Genomic DNA, 20,961 nt, shown 5'->3' with positions numbered 1-20,961 from the left:
TCCTTCTATTTTGTTATGTTACCAATATAGCATAATTTGTAAATATAGAAAAGAGCCGATGATGCAATGAATGCACCATCGACTCCCACTATTTTGGCTAAAAATTCTACTTCTTCTCCTTATTTTTCCTATTCTTTATCAGTACAATAACCAAAAGAACAAGTCCAATGACAATGAAAATTGCCCAAGGAATAAAGTTAAAAGCATCCGAAGTCTTTGGAATACCAAATTTCTTCTTTTTCTTCTTCGCCACCTGATCAGAACTTGCTGAAGTATTGGACGAAGTCTTTGATGAAGTTGACTTATCTTCTCCTCGATTTGGTTGATCAGGATCTTTTTGATGATCTTTCGATTCTTCAAGCGTCACCTTCTCCTCTGGATTAGATTTATCTTTGGCCACCTGATTGGAAGTTTGATTTTTCTCCCTTTCAATCAATTTGGTCGTACTTGAACCACCACTACTAGATCCTGAATTTCCAGAACCTCCAGATCCTCCACCAATCTCATCAGAATCTCCATCATAGTGATAGATATTCTTGATTTCCAACTTGCCTCCCTCGTCAATCACCTGACCGTCTTTTTCTCTAGTCACTCGATAACCTGTTTGTAACTTTCCATCAACATCGGTCACATTGACAATCATCGTCAAAATAGAAGTATCATAAGTAAACTTTTGATTTGTGCCAGCCTCTTCATAGAAGCGATAGACATATTGCCCCACATGAGAATAGGTCACATCACCAAAGTTATGAACACCATTGATTCCACTCAATCGAATCTCACCATTGATTGCACCGCTTGGCATTGGTGCACCATCGACACCTTGCATCACAAAATGGAAAGTATCCAATCCAATTCGTCTAGCTAAAATTAACTTCTTTAAAGCAAAGTTAAAATCTACTGGCTCTGGATGATAGGTGTTGGTAATATCCATACCAACGACACTACTTTCATAGTACTTCGGTGCACTGTGCTCCTTAACGCTATACTCAAATGGTACTGCATTTTGGTCGTATTGTGGAAGATTATCAAATTGATATCCCCAAGTTGTTGCACTGCTTGCATTCTCTGCACTAATATTTGTGCTGCGATATACATGACTTGGATCGTCTGAACGGTACAAATCAACCGCAACAGATGTTGGTCGGGCACCATTTCCTAGCTCGTTCCAAATTTTTTGTCCTTGAACAGAAATCGTTCTAAAGACATTGGTCACCACTAAGGTATCCCCATCGTTTGAATATGTTGTATCGTAATTTCTAAGTCCATTCTCATCATATTGTCGAATGCTATATGTGTATGGATTTCCATCTCGATCGTACTTTGGCATATTCTCAACGACATTGTTCCAAGTATTTCCTGAAGTTCCTGGTGGATTTTCAACCACCTTTACCACTTCTTTCGAACCATTTGGCAATGTGCGAATCAGTTCAATCTTGTTACCTGAAGGTCTCAATTTGTGCTCATTGCTATTGTCCACCCAAACTGTCCGAATTGGAATCGATCTTGTCACCACATCATTTGTGATCGTCGTATCATTTTCATTGTGTGCCTGATAATTGTTTAACTGAGGCACGACAACTTCCTCTACCTTGTAGATGTAGCGATCACCATTGTGATCAAACTCAGGCAATTGACTAAATGTATAGCTCCACTCATCGCCTGTTCCCGATAAGGTCTGTGTCTGCACAAGCTCAGGTAATGGGTTATTCTGTGTTGTTCTCGTCAATGTAAAATCTACGCTGTTTGGACGAAGGGAAAGAGCATCGGAATGGTCATTCCACTTTTTCTTCGCTGTAATGTCTATGATACTTCGCTTATTATGTAGCTTTGCCAAAAGATTTTGACCGTCCTCTACCACTTGTAAGGTCTGTACATAGCCTGGAATTTGAACTTCTTCAATGCCATAATCTGCTACAGTTTGACCATCAATCATCCAATATGGCAAATCTCTAAATACATAGCTCCAGTCATCACTCTGTCCAGGTGTGTGCTCTGAAATCTCCACCGGCGTAATACTAGCCTGTGTAGGGTCAGCACTAATGCGTGTGTGATTTCTTGTCAAATATACCTGTACACTTTGTTCAATGCTTCCCTCCCAACTCTTGACAACCTTCATATCGCGAAGACGAGGTGTTTCGTCAATCACAGCTTTCCATGTGGTGACATTGCTCAATCTCGGCGTAGTCACTGTTGGGTCAGTAATCACATTTCCCGCACCATCACGAATGGAAATGATATTTCCAGAGCCATCTGTTGGATTGGTGATCTGCTCAGTGTGATATCCAGGATAGTTTTCCCTTTGTACTACATCATAGATAATAGCCTTTGTACCATCTGAGGTGTACTTTGGCAAATGATCCATATTGGCTACCCATCTTGCTCTACCTGGTACAGTTGGATCTTCTTCCAGTCGCATTGGCGTATTCTCTCGTACAAGTTTAGGATTTGCTGGATCTGTGCGATCATAGACATCTACATGTGGCACTGGAAGGTTGCTAAGATCTGACGCTGGATAGCGATCAAGACCATGCCAATTTAAGACAACATTTAAATTGATCTCATCCTGTGTATTGACAATATCTCCTGCATATTGATTACTGGTATCTTCGGTGAGTAAAATCTGACCTGAATTGAGTGCTGTATAGCCTTGCATCAATCTCTCTCTCGCATAGTACACAATTTTCGTATGACCATCACTTGCATACTCATTGAGACCTGAAATCGTCAGGTTATAGCTATTTGCTGCACTTAAAACAATTCCTGTTGTATTTACTCCTGCCTGTGTATATGGCATCGGATTTCCACTGTTGTTTGTATCCGCAAGGATGTCGACAACTACTGGAGGCGTATCGTTTGCCGAACCAGAATAAATCTCTGGTGCCATATTCCAAATCTTAGCAATTCGAATATTCTTTGTCTTACGTACATTATCAATGCTTGCACTCTTATGCTCATCATCAATAGTAATGACACTACTACTGTTTGAAGCATAACCATCTAATTGTGTATTTTCTCTCAACGCATATTGGACTTCTGTCACACCATCCGCCTTATACTTTTCAAGATTAGTAAACACATCCTTAAAGTTTTGTGCTGGATTTGTATTGTAACTTAATGTCTTTGTGCCCAGAGAAATTGGATGAGCAGCATCGGTAATATCCAAAAGTTCTACTTCAATACTCGGTGCTTCTGATGTATCCACACCCGTCCAATTCTTTTGTACAGCGACTTCTTGCTTACGCCTTGTGTTCGTTGCTGCAATATTTACTGTACCAAATGGTGCATCTGGCAACACTGGTGTGTCGTCAAATGTAGACTGCATTGCAAAGGTATAACCCGGCAAAGCATTGACCTCTCTTGCCTCATAGAGAATTCTCGTTGTTCCATCACTCTTATACTTTGGCAAATCCGTAAGGTCTGCAGCAAATCCATTATTTGCATCTAAAGTCACTGTCTTTCCTGCAACATCTACCTTATGATTTGCATCTGTTGCATCAACTAGTTGCATCGTCACTGCTGGTGCATCTGCTGTGTTCACTCCTACCCAAGACTTTGTTAGATGAATATCTACTGTCTTATAGGTGTTTGTAATCGTTGCCGTCTTGTGACTTGCATCCACATCTGTCACCGCCGATACATTGACCTCATACTCTGGAAGTGGGCTAACTTCCTTCACTTCATAGTGAATCTCTGTCACACCATCATCTTTGTACTTTGGCAAGTTTGTAAAGACATCCGTAAAGTTTTGTGCTGTATTGGCATTGTAGCTCAAAAGCTTTGTTCCAAGTGAAATTGGTGAAGTTGGATTTGTAACATCCAAAAGCTCCACATTGACACTTGGAGCTGTACTATCTGCCACTCCAACCCACTGTTTATTCACCTTTACTTCTTGGGTAACCCTTGTATTTGTTGCCACAATGCTCACGGTTCCATCTGGTGATGTCACTGTTGGTGCATCACTATTGGTTGTCGCCACACTAAAGGTATAGCCTGGCATTGTATTCACTTCTACAACCGAATACTCAATTCTTGTCGTTCCATCGGCCTTAAACTTTGGAAGATCATTAAACTCTGCTGTAAAGTTATTGGTGTGATCCAATGTTGTCACCAATCCAGTAAGAGTGATTGGATTGGTTGGATCTGTATTATCAATCAATTGCATTTGAACACTTGGTGCATCATTTACATTGACACCTGACCAATTCTTTTGCACGGTCACATCCACACTTTGCTGTGTATTGTGAATAGCAAAATGAAGATTGTCAACCCCTGTTATTCCACTTGGCGAAGTAGTTCTTGTCACCTGTGGTGTGTAACCTGGAATGGCCACCTCCTCCACACCATAGTTGTAATCTGTAGTTCCATCAATACTTGTCACTGGTAGACGCACAAAAGTATGTGCCCAACCATTTGTTGCAGAAAGTGTCTCTGGAACCGCTGGATGATTTGCCTGTGTTGGGTCGGCATTTATTCTCGAGCCATTTCTTGTCAAGTAGACATTGGCCTGACTTTGTATTGCTCCCTGCCAAGTCTTTGTCACACTCACTTCTCTTGTCTTTGGTGTCTCATCAATCACACCATGCCAAATCGTCACATTAGAGAGCAATGGCGTTGTCTGTGTTGGATCATCAATCACTTCACCATTGGCATTTCGAATTGAAATTGGTGTTGTGCCATTGAATGGATCTGTCTTCTGTGTCGTCGTATAGCCATTGATTGGGCTGTGCTGTACAACATCATAGATAATTGCCTTCGTTCCGTCGGCTGTATACTTTGGAAGACGAGTCATATCTGCAGTCCAGCGCACTCTACCTGGCACTGTTGTGTCTTCCACAAGTTGCATAGGCGTATTGGCACGCACAAGTTTTGGATTGGTTGGATCAGTTCGATCGTACACATCCACGGTTGGCACCAAAAGATTTGCCAGCTCAGAAGTTGGATAAATATCCAAATCATGCCAATTCAACACAACATCAAGATCAATGACATCCTGTGTATTGACAATATCACCTGCAAGTACTCCCTGTGCATCTTCAATGAGCATCAGTCGTCCTGTTCCATCGGCAATGGATGTTGCTGTCGGATCAGTTGGACCTGTATAACCTTGAAGTGCATGCTCTCTGACATAGTACTTAATTTTTGTCACTCCATCATCAGTATACGCATTGAGGCCTGTCAATGTCATGCGATATTGATTAGCACGATTGAGCACAATACCACTTGTTTGAATGCCTGTCTGTGTATATGGCGTTGGATTAACTACGCCATCATCAGTTGTATCTGCCAAAATATCGACCGTCACTGGCGGCGTATTGGCAGAAGATCCTGCATAAATTTCTGGAGCCATATCCCAAGTTTTTGCAATTGCAATTTGCTTTAAAACTCTGACATTTGTAATCTCTGCACTCTTATGCGTCGCATCATCTGTACGCACGGCACTAATGCTTGTCTGATAACCATCAGTTTGATTATTTTCCTTGACAGCATATTGAACTTCCGTCACACCATCCGCCTTATATTTGTCTAAGTTGGAGAATGTATCTGTAAAGCTAAGCGCTGGATTTACATTATAGCTCAATGTCTTTGTTCCCAAAGAAATTGGATTTGCTGTATCAGTGACATCCATAAGTTCAACAACTACACTAGGAGCACTTGTTGGATTGACACCTGTCCAGTTCTTTGTCACCTTCACTTCTTGCTTTACTCTGCTATTGTTTGCTGTCACCGTGACGCTACCATATGGTGCTGTCGCTGTTGGTGAAGCTGAATTCACTGTATTGACACTAAATTGATATCCCGCAAGTTGTGGAGTCTCCTTTACACTGTATTGAATCTCCACTGCTGCACCCGCTACCAACTTATATTTTGGAAGATCGCTAAAATCTCCTGCAAAGTGATTTGCATTGTTGAGCGTTAGACTCTTTCCTACCACATCCACTGGTGCATTTGGATCTGTGACATCGACAAGCTGCAATGTCACTTCAGGAGCATCCGTAAGTGCTACATCTGTCCATGTCTTATCCACATGAACATCCACTGTCTTGTAGGTATTGGTAATCGTCGCCTCTTTATGTGTCGCATCAACGGTGTTGACTACACCAATTTGTGTATCATATTCTGGAAGATTTGTATTCTCCCTAACCGCATACTTGACCTCAGTCACACCATCAGCCTTGTACTTGTCAAGATTATCAAATACTGCACTAAAGCTATCTGATGGATTTGCACTGTAGCTCAATGTCTTTGTTCCCAAAGAAATTGGACTAGCTGCATTGGTCACATCCATAAGCTCAACCACAACACTTGGTGCATTTGCTGGATCTACACCAACCCAGTTCTTTGTCACTTTCACTTCCTGCTTTAGTCTGGTATTTGTCGCATGAATTACAGCTGTACCAAATGGTGCATCTGTCTGTGCAGCATCAGAATAAGTCGTAGAAGTACTAAATTGATAGCCTGGCATACTTGGCTCTTGCACAGCATATTGAATGCGTGTTGTGCCATCTGACTTAAACTTCGGCAAATCATTCAAAACTGCTGTAAAGTGATTTGCACTGTTCAGTGTCGCTGTTACCCCACTTACTGCAACTGGTGCGGTTGGGTTTGTCACATCCATCAATTGTAAAGTCACCGCTGGTGCATCACTTTCTGCCACACCCACCCAATTTTTCTTCACCGTAATGTCTATGGTCTTAAATGTGTTGGTCACATCAAAGACAATATTGCTCGGCAAAGCTGAATTAGTATTGGCCACGAAACTACTGTGGATACTTTGTTCATAATTGACAATGTTTTCTTCCTCAATATTGTAAGTGTAATCTCCACTGCCATCAATTTTGCTCACTGGCATTCCACTAAATGTGTGTGTCCAATGATTTGCTGCATTTAATGTCACAGCTTGTGGTGTTGATCCTGGCTGTGTCGCATCACCATTGATTCTTACACCCTCTCTAGTCAGATAAACCTGTGCACTATTTCCTGGCGTACCTTCCCAGTGTTTATTCACTGTAATGTCTCTTGTCTTTGGTGTATTGACAATGTCGGCATGCCAATGCGTCACCGTGGCCAGTGCAGGTGTTGTCTGTGCTCGATTGGTGATGACATTTCCACTTGCATCACGAATATTGAGTACCGTTCCGCTTCGATCTTGAGGATCTGTGTTTTCGGTTGTCGTATAACCATTATATCGCTCCCTCTGCACTACATTGTAGACAATCGCTGTCTGACCATCAGCTGTGTACTTTGGAAGATCGCTCATACTTGCCGTCCATCTCGAACGATCGGTATGTGTCAAGTCCTCTTGGAGAGTCATTGGCACATTTTCACGCACAAGTTTTGGATTGGTTGGATCGGTCATATCATACACATCTACATGAGGAACTGGTAAATTTGTGCGTTCTGCTGGGGTATATAAATTCATACCATTCCAAATGACAGTTGCATCCAAATCAATTCGTTCTCTCTTGTTAATGAATGTTCCCGAAAGTACACCAGAAACATCGCTAAGTGCAATTAGTCCCTGTCCATCAGTTCCACTAGCCACCGAAGTATTTACTGGTGCAGTATACCCTTGCACTGGAACTTCCTTCGCATAGTATTGAATCTTTGTCTGTCCATCCGCAGTATACTCACTCAAACCATTGATGATTGTTCGATATTGATTTGTTCCATCCAAAACAATGCCACTCGTTTGAACTCCTGTCTGAGTATACGGTGTCGGATTGACTACACCATCATTGGTTGTATCTGCATAGATGTCAACACGAACAGCTGGTGTATTGGCATTTGATCCACTAAAACTCTCCTCTGGCTGATCCCATTGCTTCTTAATGTCGATATTTTTTGTCTTTCTTGCATTGGTAATCTCTACACTAAAGTGAGTTGCATTGGATGCATCCTGCTCCATTGTACCAACATTGACATCATAGCCATCAAGTGTTGTATTTTCCTTTACTGTATAGGTAATCTCAGTAATTCCATCTGGCTTATACTTTGGCAGATTTGCATAAGTATATGTAAAGCTCGACGAAGGATCTGTCGTATTATAGGACAATGTCTGACGACCTACAGATACTGGAGTATAACCTGGAGTTTCATCCATCAATTCCACCTCAACATTTGGTGCCTGACTGATGTCAACTCCTGTCCACTTTTTCTTTACTGTAATGGACTTTTGCTCCATTGTATTGGTCACATCAAAACTTAAGTTATTGGCAATGTTCGCATTTGTGCTGTAATTTGCAAATGCTGCATCGTCCAATGTTGTCGTATTGGTGTAACCTGCTCTGGTCTGTCCATCGGCAAACTCCTCACGAACTACATATTGAATCTTCCTTGCCACAACTTTTGCACTCTGTGGATCTGTCGCTGCAAGTAGCGGATTTGTTTCTACACTGTAGGCATAACTTGGCACATTCGTAAAGATGGCCTGATAAGAACCATCACTTTGCAAAGTCACTGGCTGTGTAAAGAGTGGTGTCGTCATATTTTGACTATCATATAGCTTCAACACAACACTTGGTGCTCGGCTTGGATCCACACCAACCCAATTCTTTGTGAATCGAATTTCTTGACGCTTAATGGCTTCATTTGTGATCTTAAATACATTGGAATTTGCAGTTCTTTGTGCCACATCTTCCACAACAGAACTATGAAATCCTGTAGTATCACTCAATTCTATAACAGAATAATTTACCACCTGACCGCCAATTCGGCTCTCAAGACCAGTAAAGTTTGCAGTCCAATTGTTGCTTGCATCCAAATTCTGTCGTCGAATCTCCGTTGGCGCATTGCTGCCCACCTTTTGCATCAAAGCTACCACAACTCGGCTGTTTAAAAGAGGAGTTGTGCTACCATCAGCCCATTGCCACTTCTTCGATACCATTACACTCTTTTTGCTATCATCTTTTGCCACATTCTGGATGTGGAATCCATTGGTAATGTCGCCACCAATTAAGACATTGTAATCATTGCCAATCTGGCTATTGACTACGGAGGTAACCGTACCATCCGCTGCCGTTACACTGACTTCTTGAACTTCATAGGTGTACTCTCGTCCACTGTCATTGGCCAGTGGTACATCCTTAAATGTCAGCTCTGGCACACTGCCATCTGCTGCTGTTTGCAAAGTTACACTGCCATCTGCTGCCGTCGTTGCTGGCGTTGTTTCAATCAAAACATTGCCTGTTACTGGTGTAAATGAAGTTTCATTGCTGGCTTTGTGCATCAATCTCACTTGTACACTGGCCTCTGAACCTCCCGTCCAGGTCTTTGTCACCTTGATATCCTTCACCTTTGTGTTATAGACAATATAACTGAGGTTAAGGTTTTGCTGGGTGATACTAAATTGTTTGTCTCGAGCAGTAACTAAAGGCTCCCGATAACCTGTCGGTGCGGTAATCTCTCGCACAGTATAATCACCAAGTGGTAAATTGCCAAAGAAAGCAAAACCATCTGCTCCCGATTCCACTTCCTTGATATATCCCGAGGAATCCGCTGCAATTGCACCATGTCCAGAATACAATCTAAACTTTGCACCACCAAGTGGTCTTCTTGTCAACGAATCGTATTTAGAGACCAAAATACTTCCCACATACTTTTTGTTGTTCATATAGATGGAAATTGTTCCATCAAATCCCGGTCTTGTTGCCTCAGTTGCAATTCGAAAGGTCTTTGGAGATAACATTCTTTCATATCCTGAAAGGGCAGTCTTCTCAAAAATGGAATATTCCTTATCCTGATCAAATGGATAGTTTAAATTCAACTTTCCACTGGCATCGCTGACAATATCGGTATTTCCATTGATTGGAATGGCACTTCCTACTTTGACACCATTATTGGTCTCATAGAGTTCAAATACAACTCCAGCCAATGGCTTATATACTGTAGCCAGACCATCGCCTGTAGAGCGAAGCTTATATCCTGCATGGGCATTGACATAGCTTTGGGCCTGTGCTGTCGGAACATTGATATATCCTTCCAGATCTTCTCCCTTGATGGCATCAACCTTTACTGATTTGTTAGAAACATCCTGTGTATGTGTATACACAATATCATTTCCTGACAAATTATATCTTGCATCTGTAGACGCATTGGCTGGTGCTGTGCTTGGAATTGTCACATTAAAGGCAATCGGTGTTGTGGAAAGATAAAATCCTCCCGGTGCTGCGACCTCTTTTACCTGATAACTTCCTGGCTCTAGTTGGTCAAATACCGCCTGTGCTCTCGCTCCATTTTGCAATGTCGTAGAGACCTGTCCAGTGGAAGTAATCGAAGCCACACTTCCATCCGCCGCATAAGTTACCTTAAATAGCTCAAACTTTGCTCCTACAAGTGCTCTGGCCTGATCATCTGTCTTATTGACGACAATCTTTCCCTTAATATTTTTTGGCATATTCGGGAAATTCAATGCACTTTGCATAAACACATTGCCATTATCTGGATTTAATAGCTTACCTGTTGGCGAAAGTTTAAACTTATAGGAATTGGTATTGTGCTGATACAAATTGACTTGAGGGCTGGCTTGAGTGGCCTCCTCAGTAACAGTGTAGACAACATTTGGCTTTAAATTACCTAAAATAACCTCACCATTTGCATCTGTATTTCCTGTATATACAGAATGACCACTTTCATCAGTCACCTTAAAGCGATAACCTGCAATCTTTTCCTTTTGGAAATCTGTCAACTTATCCCACTGACTTGGATCTAAATCATTTGCATTTTTTGTGATGACTTTTCTAAATGGCACCTGCATCTTTTCATTGGTAAATTCAACGCTCAAGCTTGTATTGCTTGCATCGACAGTGACATTCTTTGTCGATACATCGGTAAAGCGAAGATTTGCAGAACTTGCAATCTCCTTTACGCTGTAATTTCCCTCTGGAAGATGATTGACTGTCACCGTTCCATCTGTGCCAGTCGATACATTCATATTGACATCCGTATTCGAATACGCTCCGCCTGTAGTTCCCTTAATATTAAAGCTGACAAATGGAAGATTGACACTTGGATCAACCGTCCTTTTCACAATCTTTAATGAGCCTTCCACTGGCTTAGTATTCATAAATGGACGAAGTGTCATGGAATCTGGCAATGTATCCTCAAAATTGTTGTCCGCCTTTAAATACTGTGTCAAATTGACTAAAATCGTATTTCCGGACCTCATATAGCCATCTGGAGCAGTAACCTCCCGAATTACCACACTGTGGCGAACATCGAGATCTTTGACTGTAACGACACCATTGCTATCTGAAGTTGCATAGTATAACGCATTGCTTGTCATATCTCGGACTTCAAAGGTCGCACCTTCTAGTGGCTGTGCCTGATTGTCTGGTGTTGTCTTTCCCACTCGACCATACTTTTTAAAGTGCAATGTTCCCTTTTGTATCGCCATAATGTTTTGAACATTATTGACCTCTCTAAAGTGTTCCGGTGTTGTTGCACCTGTCGCATAGTAGCGAAGAGAGAAAGAATCCACAGCCTTTTTGTCAACCAATGTGTCATTGACACCACTTAATCTTGGTGCCTTCATTGGCACTTCGATTTGCAGTTTCTGACCGTATGGAAGAATAAAGTTTCGATCCAATTTGACCTTCATCGCCTTTGTATTGGATGCTGGCGTTGAAGACCACCGACTCAAATTGTCTGCCAAAGTGTCCACGGTATCACCAATTAAAAGTGTATCTGCTCCACTATTGGTATTGAGATAACTCAATGTGTACTTTGATGGATCAAGCGTCGTCTCCACCCCATTGGCATCCGTGGTATACACACGAATATCTGACAGACGACTAGTGTCAAATGTATTGCTAAAATCACTATTTCTAGGTCCTGATTTACTCTGTTGCACATCATTTTGACCTGGAAAGATATTGACAAGCTCTACGCCGCCGTAATTTCCCGATCCTGAATTTCTGTCCAACTGAGACACCGTCATTCGATAATCAAATGGCTCTTCTGACTCTGTAAAAATAGAATTCGTCCACATATAATCGGTTCTTCTTCGAATTTCCAATTTTCCTGAAAGTGCCGAAGCCTTCTTTATTTTAATAGGAACTTCTGCATAGCCCCAATCCTGTGTGTCCGTCTGTCCATTTGGCTTTGTGCGACGCACATTGCCATTGAGCTCTACATTTTCTTGTGGGTCCCAGTGCATATAGGCCCTGTTAACTAATTTTTCCGCCAGAGAATCCCCAAGTACTTTGGACTTAATATGTGCCACTGGATAGTAGTAATTCGTATATTGCTTCAAATCCAAGCGATCTGCATAAAAACGAATTGCACGGCGAGTTACTGCTGTGCCATCTTCAATGGTCTGATAGCGACCAATGACTTCCATATGACCACCTGCACGAACAAATTGGGGATCAAGCTGAATATCACTTTCATTGAGTTCCAATCCATCTGGTAAGACATCATAGATTTCAAAGTTTTTCAACACATCGGTCAAAGGCGTATTGTATACTCCGCCAACTTCGCTCTGTAAGCTAATATGGTAGTATCCCGTCTGACCACCAAGAGCGGTATCTCCACTAGAGTAATCGGGATAACTCTCGTAGGACAGAGGTACAGTTCGATCTTGTAATCCCTTGACCAAGCTAATCTTTGAAAGGAATGGCTGAATATAGACAGACGCATCCTCCTTTCCAACCAAGTTTGCATCAAACCCTGCAAACTCTGGATCGGTTACCTTTGCTCTCGTCAAGCGATCCGTGCCCTTTGCATAGGTATTGGCAATAAAGTAGGCATGGTTTTTTAAATAATCTGGTCTTCCTCCAGACAATAACTTTGTCGAAGGATCCTTAACACCAGCCCACACCTTTGCCACAATGGTAGTATCCAGTGGTGCTGTGTCCGTCTCCACAATGGAAATCTTGATATAATCTACATCATTCCTTGGAATATCCACCCCCGTACCTGTACTAATTGGAACTTCCTGATCCAAAATTACACGGTCACTGGTCGGATTGACAATACTGCCCAATTTCTTATAGGCCGTAATTCTTGCGTGACGATTACCCGCAGCTGTCGCTGACTGTGTAAACTCAATTCTCTTATAATAGAGTCTATCATCCAAGTCATAGTCAATCATCGACACATTTTTGACATCCATCGTCTGATTGGTCGCCGCAAAGTAAGTTTCGTAAGAAATATCCTTTGTTCGATCGTCCGGTGTGTCATAGATTGTGGTCAAATTTCCTATAAGGCGAGGTGAACCAGCAGCAAGTTTTTCATAGATATACTCTCTACCCGTCCAAGTTCGAAAACTCCCAATTGGATAAATGGTAATGTCATCGCTCGCAGCATACTGCATAGTCGGTGTATCTGGATTGATAGGATCATCTTGGTCTGTGACGGACAAATCCACTTTTTCATACACCGGCTTATCTGTCTGGATATTCGGGAAAGTAAACTTCAACGATGGCATCTCATTAAAGTTGAGTGATCTTGCTGTCGTCTGATTCAATTCCTTTGTATACACCAAAGTCACACCATCGGATTGCAATTCCCATCCTGAATTAAGTGCAGGATCAAAGACTGCACGCTTTGTAGATGTTGTGTTTGTCGCAGGATCATAGGCCGTATATGTTGGAACCTCCTGCTTCAATGAATAACTCTTTATTGGTTGAGAAACTGGTGACATAAAATAACGGTAACTAACCACTGTTGGGTCAGAAACATATTTTACTCCCGATGATGAAAGGGATACTGTACCAAAATGTCTCGGTCCATCAATGTCCATTCCTCGATTCGTATAATTGTAATCTGGAGACAGTGGCTCAGCATACAATCTAATTTTTGGCTTTTCAATCTTTGCCGTTGTCGTCAAAGTTGTACCTTGTGCTACCGTCTTTAGCTCTCCATTGATGGTATTTTGTAACACAATATTAAAATGGGCCTGTGCTCCATCTGGAACTTCACCTGTCTTGTAGTAGAAGTTAATCGGAACATCGTTGACTGCACTCAATGTTGTGGCATTCTTTAGAGAAATCTCCACGCCATTTGGCAAGAGTCGCACTCCACTTGGATTGTATAAAGTCGCTGTCGCTGCATCATTGGCTACAACTGTCTTTGTCGCATCAATGTATGGAGAATCAAAAGTAATGATCAACTTTGCATTTTGCAATGGAATATTATTGCTTCCAATCTTATTCAATGAAAATACGGTTGGAATAATTGGCAATAGATTACCCGAAGCCTGATAAGTCTCTTCCTTCTTCTTTGGTGAAGAAGAATTTTTCTGTAAATCAAAATCAAGCTTTAATGATGGGTCAACATTCATCTCCAATTTCTTGTAGATAAATGTGATTTCTCGGTCTGTTCTTGAACCATCTGGCTCAAATGGAACATTGATATCACTTCTTCCTGCCACATTGCTTCCTGTCGTATCTGTTGAACTAACCAGTGCATAGCCTGGAATCAATTTTGCAGAATACTTTCTTGATGTTGCAAAATTTCCTGCAGCATCTCTTGGCTCCATCTCCTCATAGATGTACTCTCTGTAATCAGGAACACTTGGCTTTCCTGATGTTCCATCAAAACTTTCATTCGTTCCCTCAATGCGATAATTGACCTTAATAGTACCTGGATTAATTACCGCTTTTCTGACTTTAGCATTTCCAATCCTGTTGATGGTCTCTGTATATCCTTTTGGATTACTTCGATTCAATGTTCCATCTGCATTGACTGGATTTGTAAAGACAAGAGCTCCCGGACGAGGATATGTTCCCTGACCAGATGGAGTATAGGCATTAAAGGTGCTGTTTGAAAGTGCTGTATTGCCACCCCGAACGGTTGTGCCCGATGGAATTACCCACTCGATAGTGTTTCGAAGATCACTAAATACAAACTCATTTGAGCCTTGCATCTGTGTCAATCCCGGAATATCCAATCTCTTGACTGGATTGTTCTGAAATGCACCACCTGCAATCGTTGTCAAAGCTGGAAATTGCGAACTATCGACACTACTCAAGCTATTGTTAAGGAATCCATTTTGTCCAATACTGGTCAAATTTGGTGCATTGACTGAAGTAATGGTATTATTTGTAAATGCACTCTCTGGTACACTAGTCAACAGTGGAAGATTCAGATTTCCTGATAATCCTGCAGAATAAAAGGCCATCCTTCCAATGCTTGTGACATGCGAAAAATCAAAGTTTTGTAACTTTGTTGCACCTGCATTTGAAATATTGTTTGAAAAAGCCCGGTCTCCAATCGTTGTCAAGGCAGGCATAATCACACTGCTCAAAGGATTGCTATTAAAGCCCTCTCGTTCTATTTCGACAACCGCATCTGCACGTACACTAGAAATGTTCTCATTGTTGAACGCATTTGCTCCCACTTTCTTTGCACGATTTGGGATCACAAGATTTCGTCCATTGTTGAGCAATTTCATCTTACCTCTAGATGTCAGTCCTGTGACCCTTGAAGGATCTGCTGCATCCCAAGTAAAATCATTTTCATCAAAATCACCACTGACATCTTCCACAGGATCGACAATATAATTTTCCTTACTACTTAGTCCTGTTGTGCCATTGGTATGAACCACAATATTTCCACCATAGGCAGATAGACCCGGGTTTCTCGCCGTTGACGAGGTAATGGTTCTAGGCCATTCTGGCGTATAGAAGATATCTGTTCCCAGAGACTGTGCCACATCAAAGTGAACCTCTTTGATATAATTCATACCAAAGTCTCGAATGCCCTCCGCACGAATTAGACTTGGCAAATTTAACTCCTGTAATTTATTGTTATAGAAATTATATCCGCTCTCTAAGACCTGCAAATTTGGTGCATTCAAAGTTTCTATTGTTCCACTATTGTAAAACGCAGTTCCTCGAACAATGGTTGCACTTGGCAAATCGAGGTTGACAATCCTGTTCCCCTCAAAGGCAGCCCTTCCAATGTCCTGTAAATCGGGTGCTACCAATGTAGTCAAACCACCATTTGTCGTCGATTGATTTGAAAATGCACTACTTCTAACCGCAGTTACTCCTGTGATATCGACAGAACGAATCTCATTTTGCAAAAAGGCATTGCTCTCAATCGTCGTCACCAGAGGCATCTGCTCACTAACTTTGACATAAGTCAGCTTCGCATTTTGAAATGTACTTGGTGGAATTACTGTCAATTTAGGAAAATAAAATCCCTGCGGATAGCTTGGGTCACTACCCACCTTTGAAAGACTAAATGCCGCATTTTCGAGTGTGGTCAAATTAGGGGCATTGACTGAAGTAAGTCCTGTCTCGTAAAACCCCTGCCCTCTGATCGTTTCCACATTGCTAAAGTCAAACTCCCTCAACTTTCTTGCACGGAAAAATGCTGTCCTCCCTACGGTCTTTACATTTGGCAAACTGACCTTTGTCACTCCATTGTTTCCATTTCCGTCATTAAAGGCATCACCTGCAATACTTTCAATATTGCCTGCATAATCCGTCACAGTAAAGTCTTGTGTCAGCTTTTTAAAAGCCAAACTTCCACTTGGCACAACTCCTGCACCAATTTCTGTGATGGCATCACCTGTTGTCGGATTAATGTGAGGAAGAATAAGGTCATGATTTCCTGCGTTGTACTTTGCCACACCCTGTGGAGAAAGCCCCTGTACAACACCTCGTCCACCACCGACACCTGAATCACCGCCATAGACGAAGTCACCGAGTACCCAGCCGTTTCCGAGTGGAAAATCTTTCATATTCGTTCCCATTAAGACATCCACCTTTAGGCGCTTTTCTTCGCCCGTTGTTGGATTTCTCAATATATATTCCACCGGAATGGTTGTTCCCGCTGCTGCGGTCTTAATTGTCGCAATTACCGATGGATCTGCAAACTCAACACTTGAACTTAAGTCTGCATTATTTGCATCTGTTGCCTTAATAAAGCTCAACAGAGTTGCTTTTACATCATCATCTGTTGGTGTTGTTGTAAAAGGTGCAATATTCGGCTGCACTGCCGTGTTTCTTGTCAAGAAAATAGACTCTGGTAACTTTGTGTACTTGACTTCAATGGTATAGTCATCACTATTTGGTGTAAAAGTTACCTCTCCGTTTGGATTGGCCGTGGTATCTGGAGTGTAATTTGGAATTGCCTGACCTGTATAGGTCTGTAACATATCCCTTACATAGATATCACCATTATTGGTTAAATCTGGCTCAATCACTACATCTGGAGCAATTTTTTCGCCCGTCGTGCTGTCCTTGTGAACAACAGTCAAACGAATGGGATTCATTACATAACCATATCCGCCACTGACGACATCCTTCTGGGGAACACCGACTGGTAGAGGATTCACTGTAGTTGTCACACGCACATAGCGGTGATTATAACCAAATGCTCCCGGCTCTACTACCTGCAAAGTATTTGGAAAATCTACACTCGTTAAGTTATTATTGCGGAATGCATCCGCATAAATTCCCTCAATTGCTGATCCAAGATTTAAGGTTGTCAAATCATTATCGGCAAATGCTCTCTCTCCCACATCTTTGACTTGATTTAAGTCCAAGGTGGTCAATGCATTGTCTCGAAAAGCATCTGTTCCAATTTCCTCTACACTATTTGGCAAAGTCAAACTAGAAATTTGATTTCCTGAAAAGGCATTGTCTCCAATTAACTTAACATTGCTTCCCAAAGTAAGCGCAGTTAAATTTACATGTGCAAAAGAATCTTCACCGATCTCTACAACATTGAGTGTGTGACCATTCACTGTAACTGTATCTGGGATGGTTACGGTGGTGTCTGTCACTCCATCCTTAAATCCCCAAATCACTGCGCCGTCTGTTGTTTCCTGTACGAGAAAATTTCCTGATTCCACCAATTGACCCGCTGCTGGTCTGGTGTGAAAAGTTACATTGGGTATGGCCATCAGGGACATACTCAACATTGTGGCCATCGCCATATTATTCTCTAATTCACCCTCTTCAGTTGAAGGTTGCAGCGGTAAAGTCTGAGTTTGTACCTCCTCTCCTCCCAATTCTGTCGTTGGTGCTGTGGCATTTGAAGCTGTAGCTACCCCTGTCTCTGCGTACGCAAAGGCTGGCCCACCCCAAAGTGCCGAAAAGTCTGTACTTGTAAGTATCATACAGACCACCAGTATCATCGCCACAATACGCTTTACTATACTGCGCATTGTATTCTTATTCTTTGCTTCGATCACTCTAAAAACTCCTTTTTTTTCTAACTGCGTCCTACTTATGTGTAAGAGTTTTCTAAGTGAAGCAATCTGGGATCCTTTAATGAAATATCTGGGTTCTTCCATCAAGTTGTCTGCATCACGAAGATTCATGCCAGTTTACACTATGTATACAGGCAACTCAAAAAGATATTATAGGACGACTATATTATATCACAAAAAAATTATGTAATCTATATTGCCATAAAAAAAAGAGTACAAAGAACAAATTTTGTTTCTTTGTACTCATAAAAATCAATAATTATTCCTATTTTACTACAAAATTAATAATTCTTCCTGGAACATAAATTTCCTTGACAATATTGCCTTCAAGCTTTCCCGCTTCTTCAAGTGCCTTCTTTCCTGCAGCGAGCGCCTCATCCTTTGCAATCTCTGCTGGAACACTCACGGTCACTTTGGTCTTTCCATTGATCTGAACAGGAATTTCAATCTCATCGTCTTTCATGGCCTCTTCGTCGAACTCTGGCCACTGTGCATGGAACACACTGCCCTTTTCTCCGACAGCCTCCCACAACTCCTCGCCAATATGAGGTGCAAATGGAGCAATCAAGACAATAAATGTCTTTAAAGTGTCTAAATCAATTCCACCCGTCTTCTTTGCAAGATCAATCAATTTGTTATTGTACTCCATAAATCCTGCGATCACGGTGTTTAAACTAAAGGACTGGAAGCGATATTCAATATCTGCAACTAAGCGATGGCGAAGTTTCATCATTTCTGGTGTCACTTCGATACGCTTATCCTTTGAATCCATCACCAAATTATAGAATCTTCCAAGAAATCTTGACACTCCCTCAATTCCTCTGTCATCCCACTCTGCATCAAGCTCTGGTGGTCCAACAAAGAGTTCATACATTCTCAAGGCATCGCAACCATAATCTCTCACTAAATCATCAGGAGAAACCACATTTCCCTTTGATTTACTCATCTTAATACCATTTTTACCATTAATCATTCCCTGATTAAATAGCTTAATAAATGGCTCTTCAAAGTCAATGACACCGATATCGTGCAAGAACTTTGTATAAAATCTTGAATACAGTAGATGTAACACCGCATGCTCAACGCCACCGATATACATATCCACTGGAAGATACTTATCTGCTTTTTCCCTAGACACCAATTCCTTGTCATTGTGAACATCAACATAGCGAAGGAAATACCAGCTCGATCCTGCCCATTGTGGCATTGTGTTTGTCTCTCGTTTTGCTGGGGCACCACAACAAGGACAGGTCGTGTTGACCCACTCATCAATCGCAGCCAATGGTGATTCTCCTGTTCCCGTTGGCTGATAGGACTCTACATCAGGAAGAAGAAGTGGCAACTGATCTTCTGGAACAGGAACATTTCCACAATTTGGACAGTGAATAATTGGAATTGGCTCTCCCCAGTATCTTTGACGTGAGAATACCCAATCTCTTAACTTGTAATTTGTGGTCTTTTTTCCAAATCCCATCTTTTCAATGATTTCTGGTGCCTCTTTTTTGAGCACTGCTGATTCCATTCCATTCCATTCGCCAGAATTAATCACTGTACCTGCTGCATCGGTGTATGGCTCTTGCATATTTTCAATCTCTTTTCCATCCTTGGCAATCACCTGAACAATGGGAAGATCAAATTTCTTTGCAAATGCAAAATCTCTCTCGTCATGGGCAGGTACACACATAATTGCTCCTGTACCATAGTCAGCCAATACATAGTCCGAAAGCCAAATTGGTGTCTTTTTGCCATTTAATGGATTGATGGCATAACTTCCTGTAAATACACCTGTCTTTTCCTTAGCCTGCATGCGGTCGACATTGGACTTCATTGACGCGTCCAAGATGTATTTTTCTACTGCCTCTTGATTATCCTCTGTGGCCAGGCACTTTGCCAATGCGTGCTCTGGAGAAAGTACCATAAATGTTGCTCCATAGAGCGTATCTGGTCTTGTAGTGTAGACCTTAATCTTGTCCTCTCTTCCATCCACTGCAAAGTCAACTTCTGCTCCATAGGACTTTCCAATCCAATCAGCCTGCATCTTCTTTACTTTTTCTGGCCAATCCAAGGTATCCAAATCGTCAAGAAGGCGATCGGCATACTCTGTAATCTTTAACATCCACTGGCGAAGATTTTTCTTTGTCACCGGGGTACCACAGCGCTCACACGCACCATTGACTACTTCCTCATTGGCTAGACCTGTCTTACAAGAAGGACACCAGTTGATTGGAAATTCCTTTTCATAGGCAAGCCCCTTCTTAAACATCTGGACAAAAATCCACTGTGTCCACTTATAGAACTTTGGATCGGTTGTGTTGACTTCCATATCCCAATCATATACCGCAGCAATCTCATTGATCTGTCTCTTAATATTGGCAATATTGGATGCTGTTGACTTTGCTGGATGTGTTCCCATCTTAATTGCATAGTTTTCTGCAGGAAGTCCAAAGGCATCCCAGCCCATTGGGTGAATTACATAATGCCCCTTCAAGATCTGATATCTACTCCATACATCTGAAATAACATATCCTCTCCAATGTCCCACATGCAAACCTGTTCCCGAAGGATAAGGGAACATATCAAGACAATAATATTTTGGCTTCTTTCCATCATTTACATTGATTGGATGCTCCTGCCAATTCTTTCTCCATTTTTTTTCTACGGCACTGTGATTATATTGTGTGGCCATTTGCATTCCTCCCATTCTTTTGATAAACAAAAAGATCTTGCACCTATTGTAGATGCAAGATCCATTTGCGTATTTCCTTAGGTGTTTAACTAAGAAAATATAGCAT

2 protein-coding genes are annotated in these 20,961 nt (G+C 41.7%); both read right to left on the bottom strand.

Features of this window, described 5'->3' with window-relative positions; genetic code table 11:
* Window positions 1-106 precede the first annotated feature (106 nt).
* Window positions 107-18,151 (bottom strand): Cna B-type domain-containing protein, encoded by an 18,045-nt coding sequence (locus J5A74_08400; GenBank protein QUI95397.1) that lies wholly within the window; start codon window positions 18,149-18,151, stop codon window positions 107-109.
* Window positions 18,152-18,434: 283 nt separating this feature from the next.
* On the bottom strand, window positions 18,435-20,855 hold the full coding sequence (gene leuS, locus J5A74_08395) for a leucine--tRNA ligase (protein ID QUI95396.1): 2,421 nt from the start codon (window positions 20,853-20,855) through the stop codon (window positions 18,435-18,437).
* Window positions 20,856-20,961: the final 106 nt, after the last annotated feature.

It is taken from the genome of Lachnospiraceae bacterium oral taxon 096 (assembly GCA_018141845.1).
In the GTDB taxonomy this organism is placed as follows: Bacteria; Bacillota; Clostridia; order Lachnospirales; family Lachnospiraceae; genus F0428.
The sequence above is the reverse complement of the archived record's forward strand: the minus strand, read 5'-3'. Positions and strand labels throughout refer to the sequence as shown.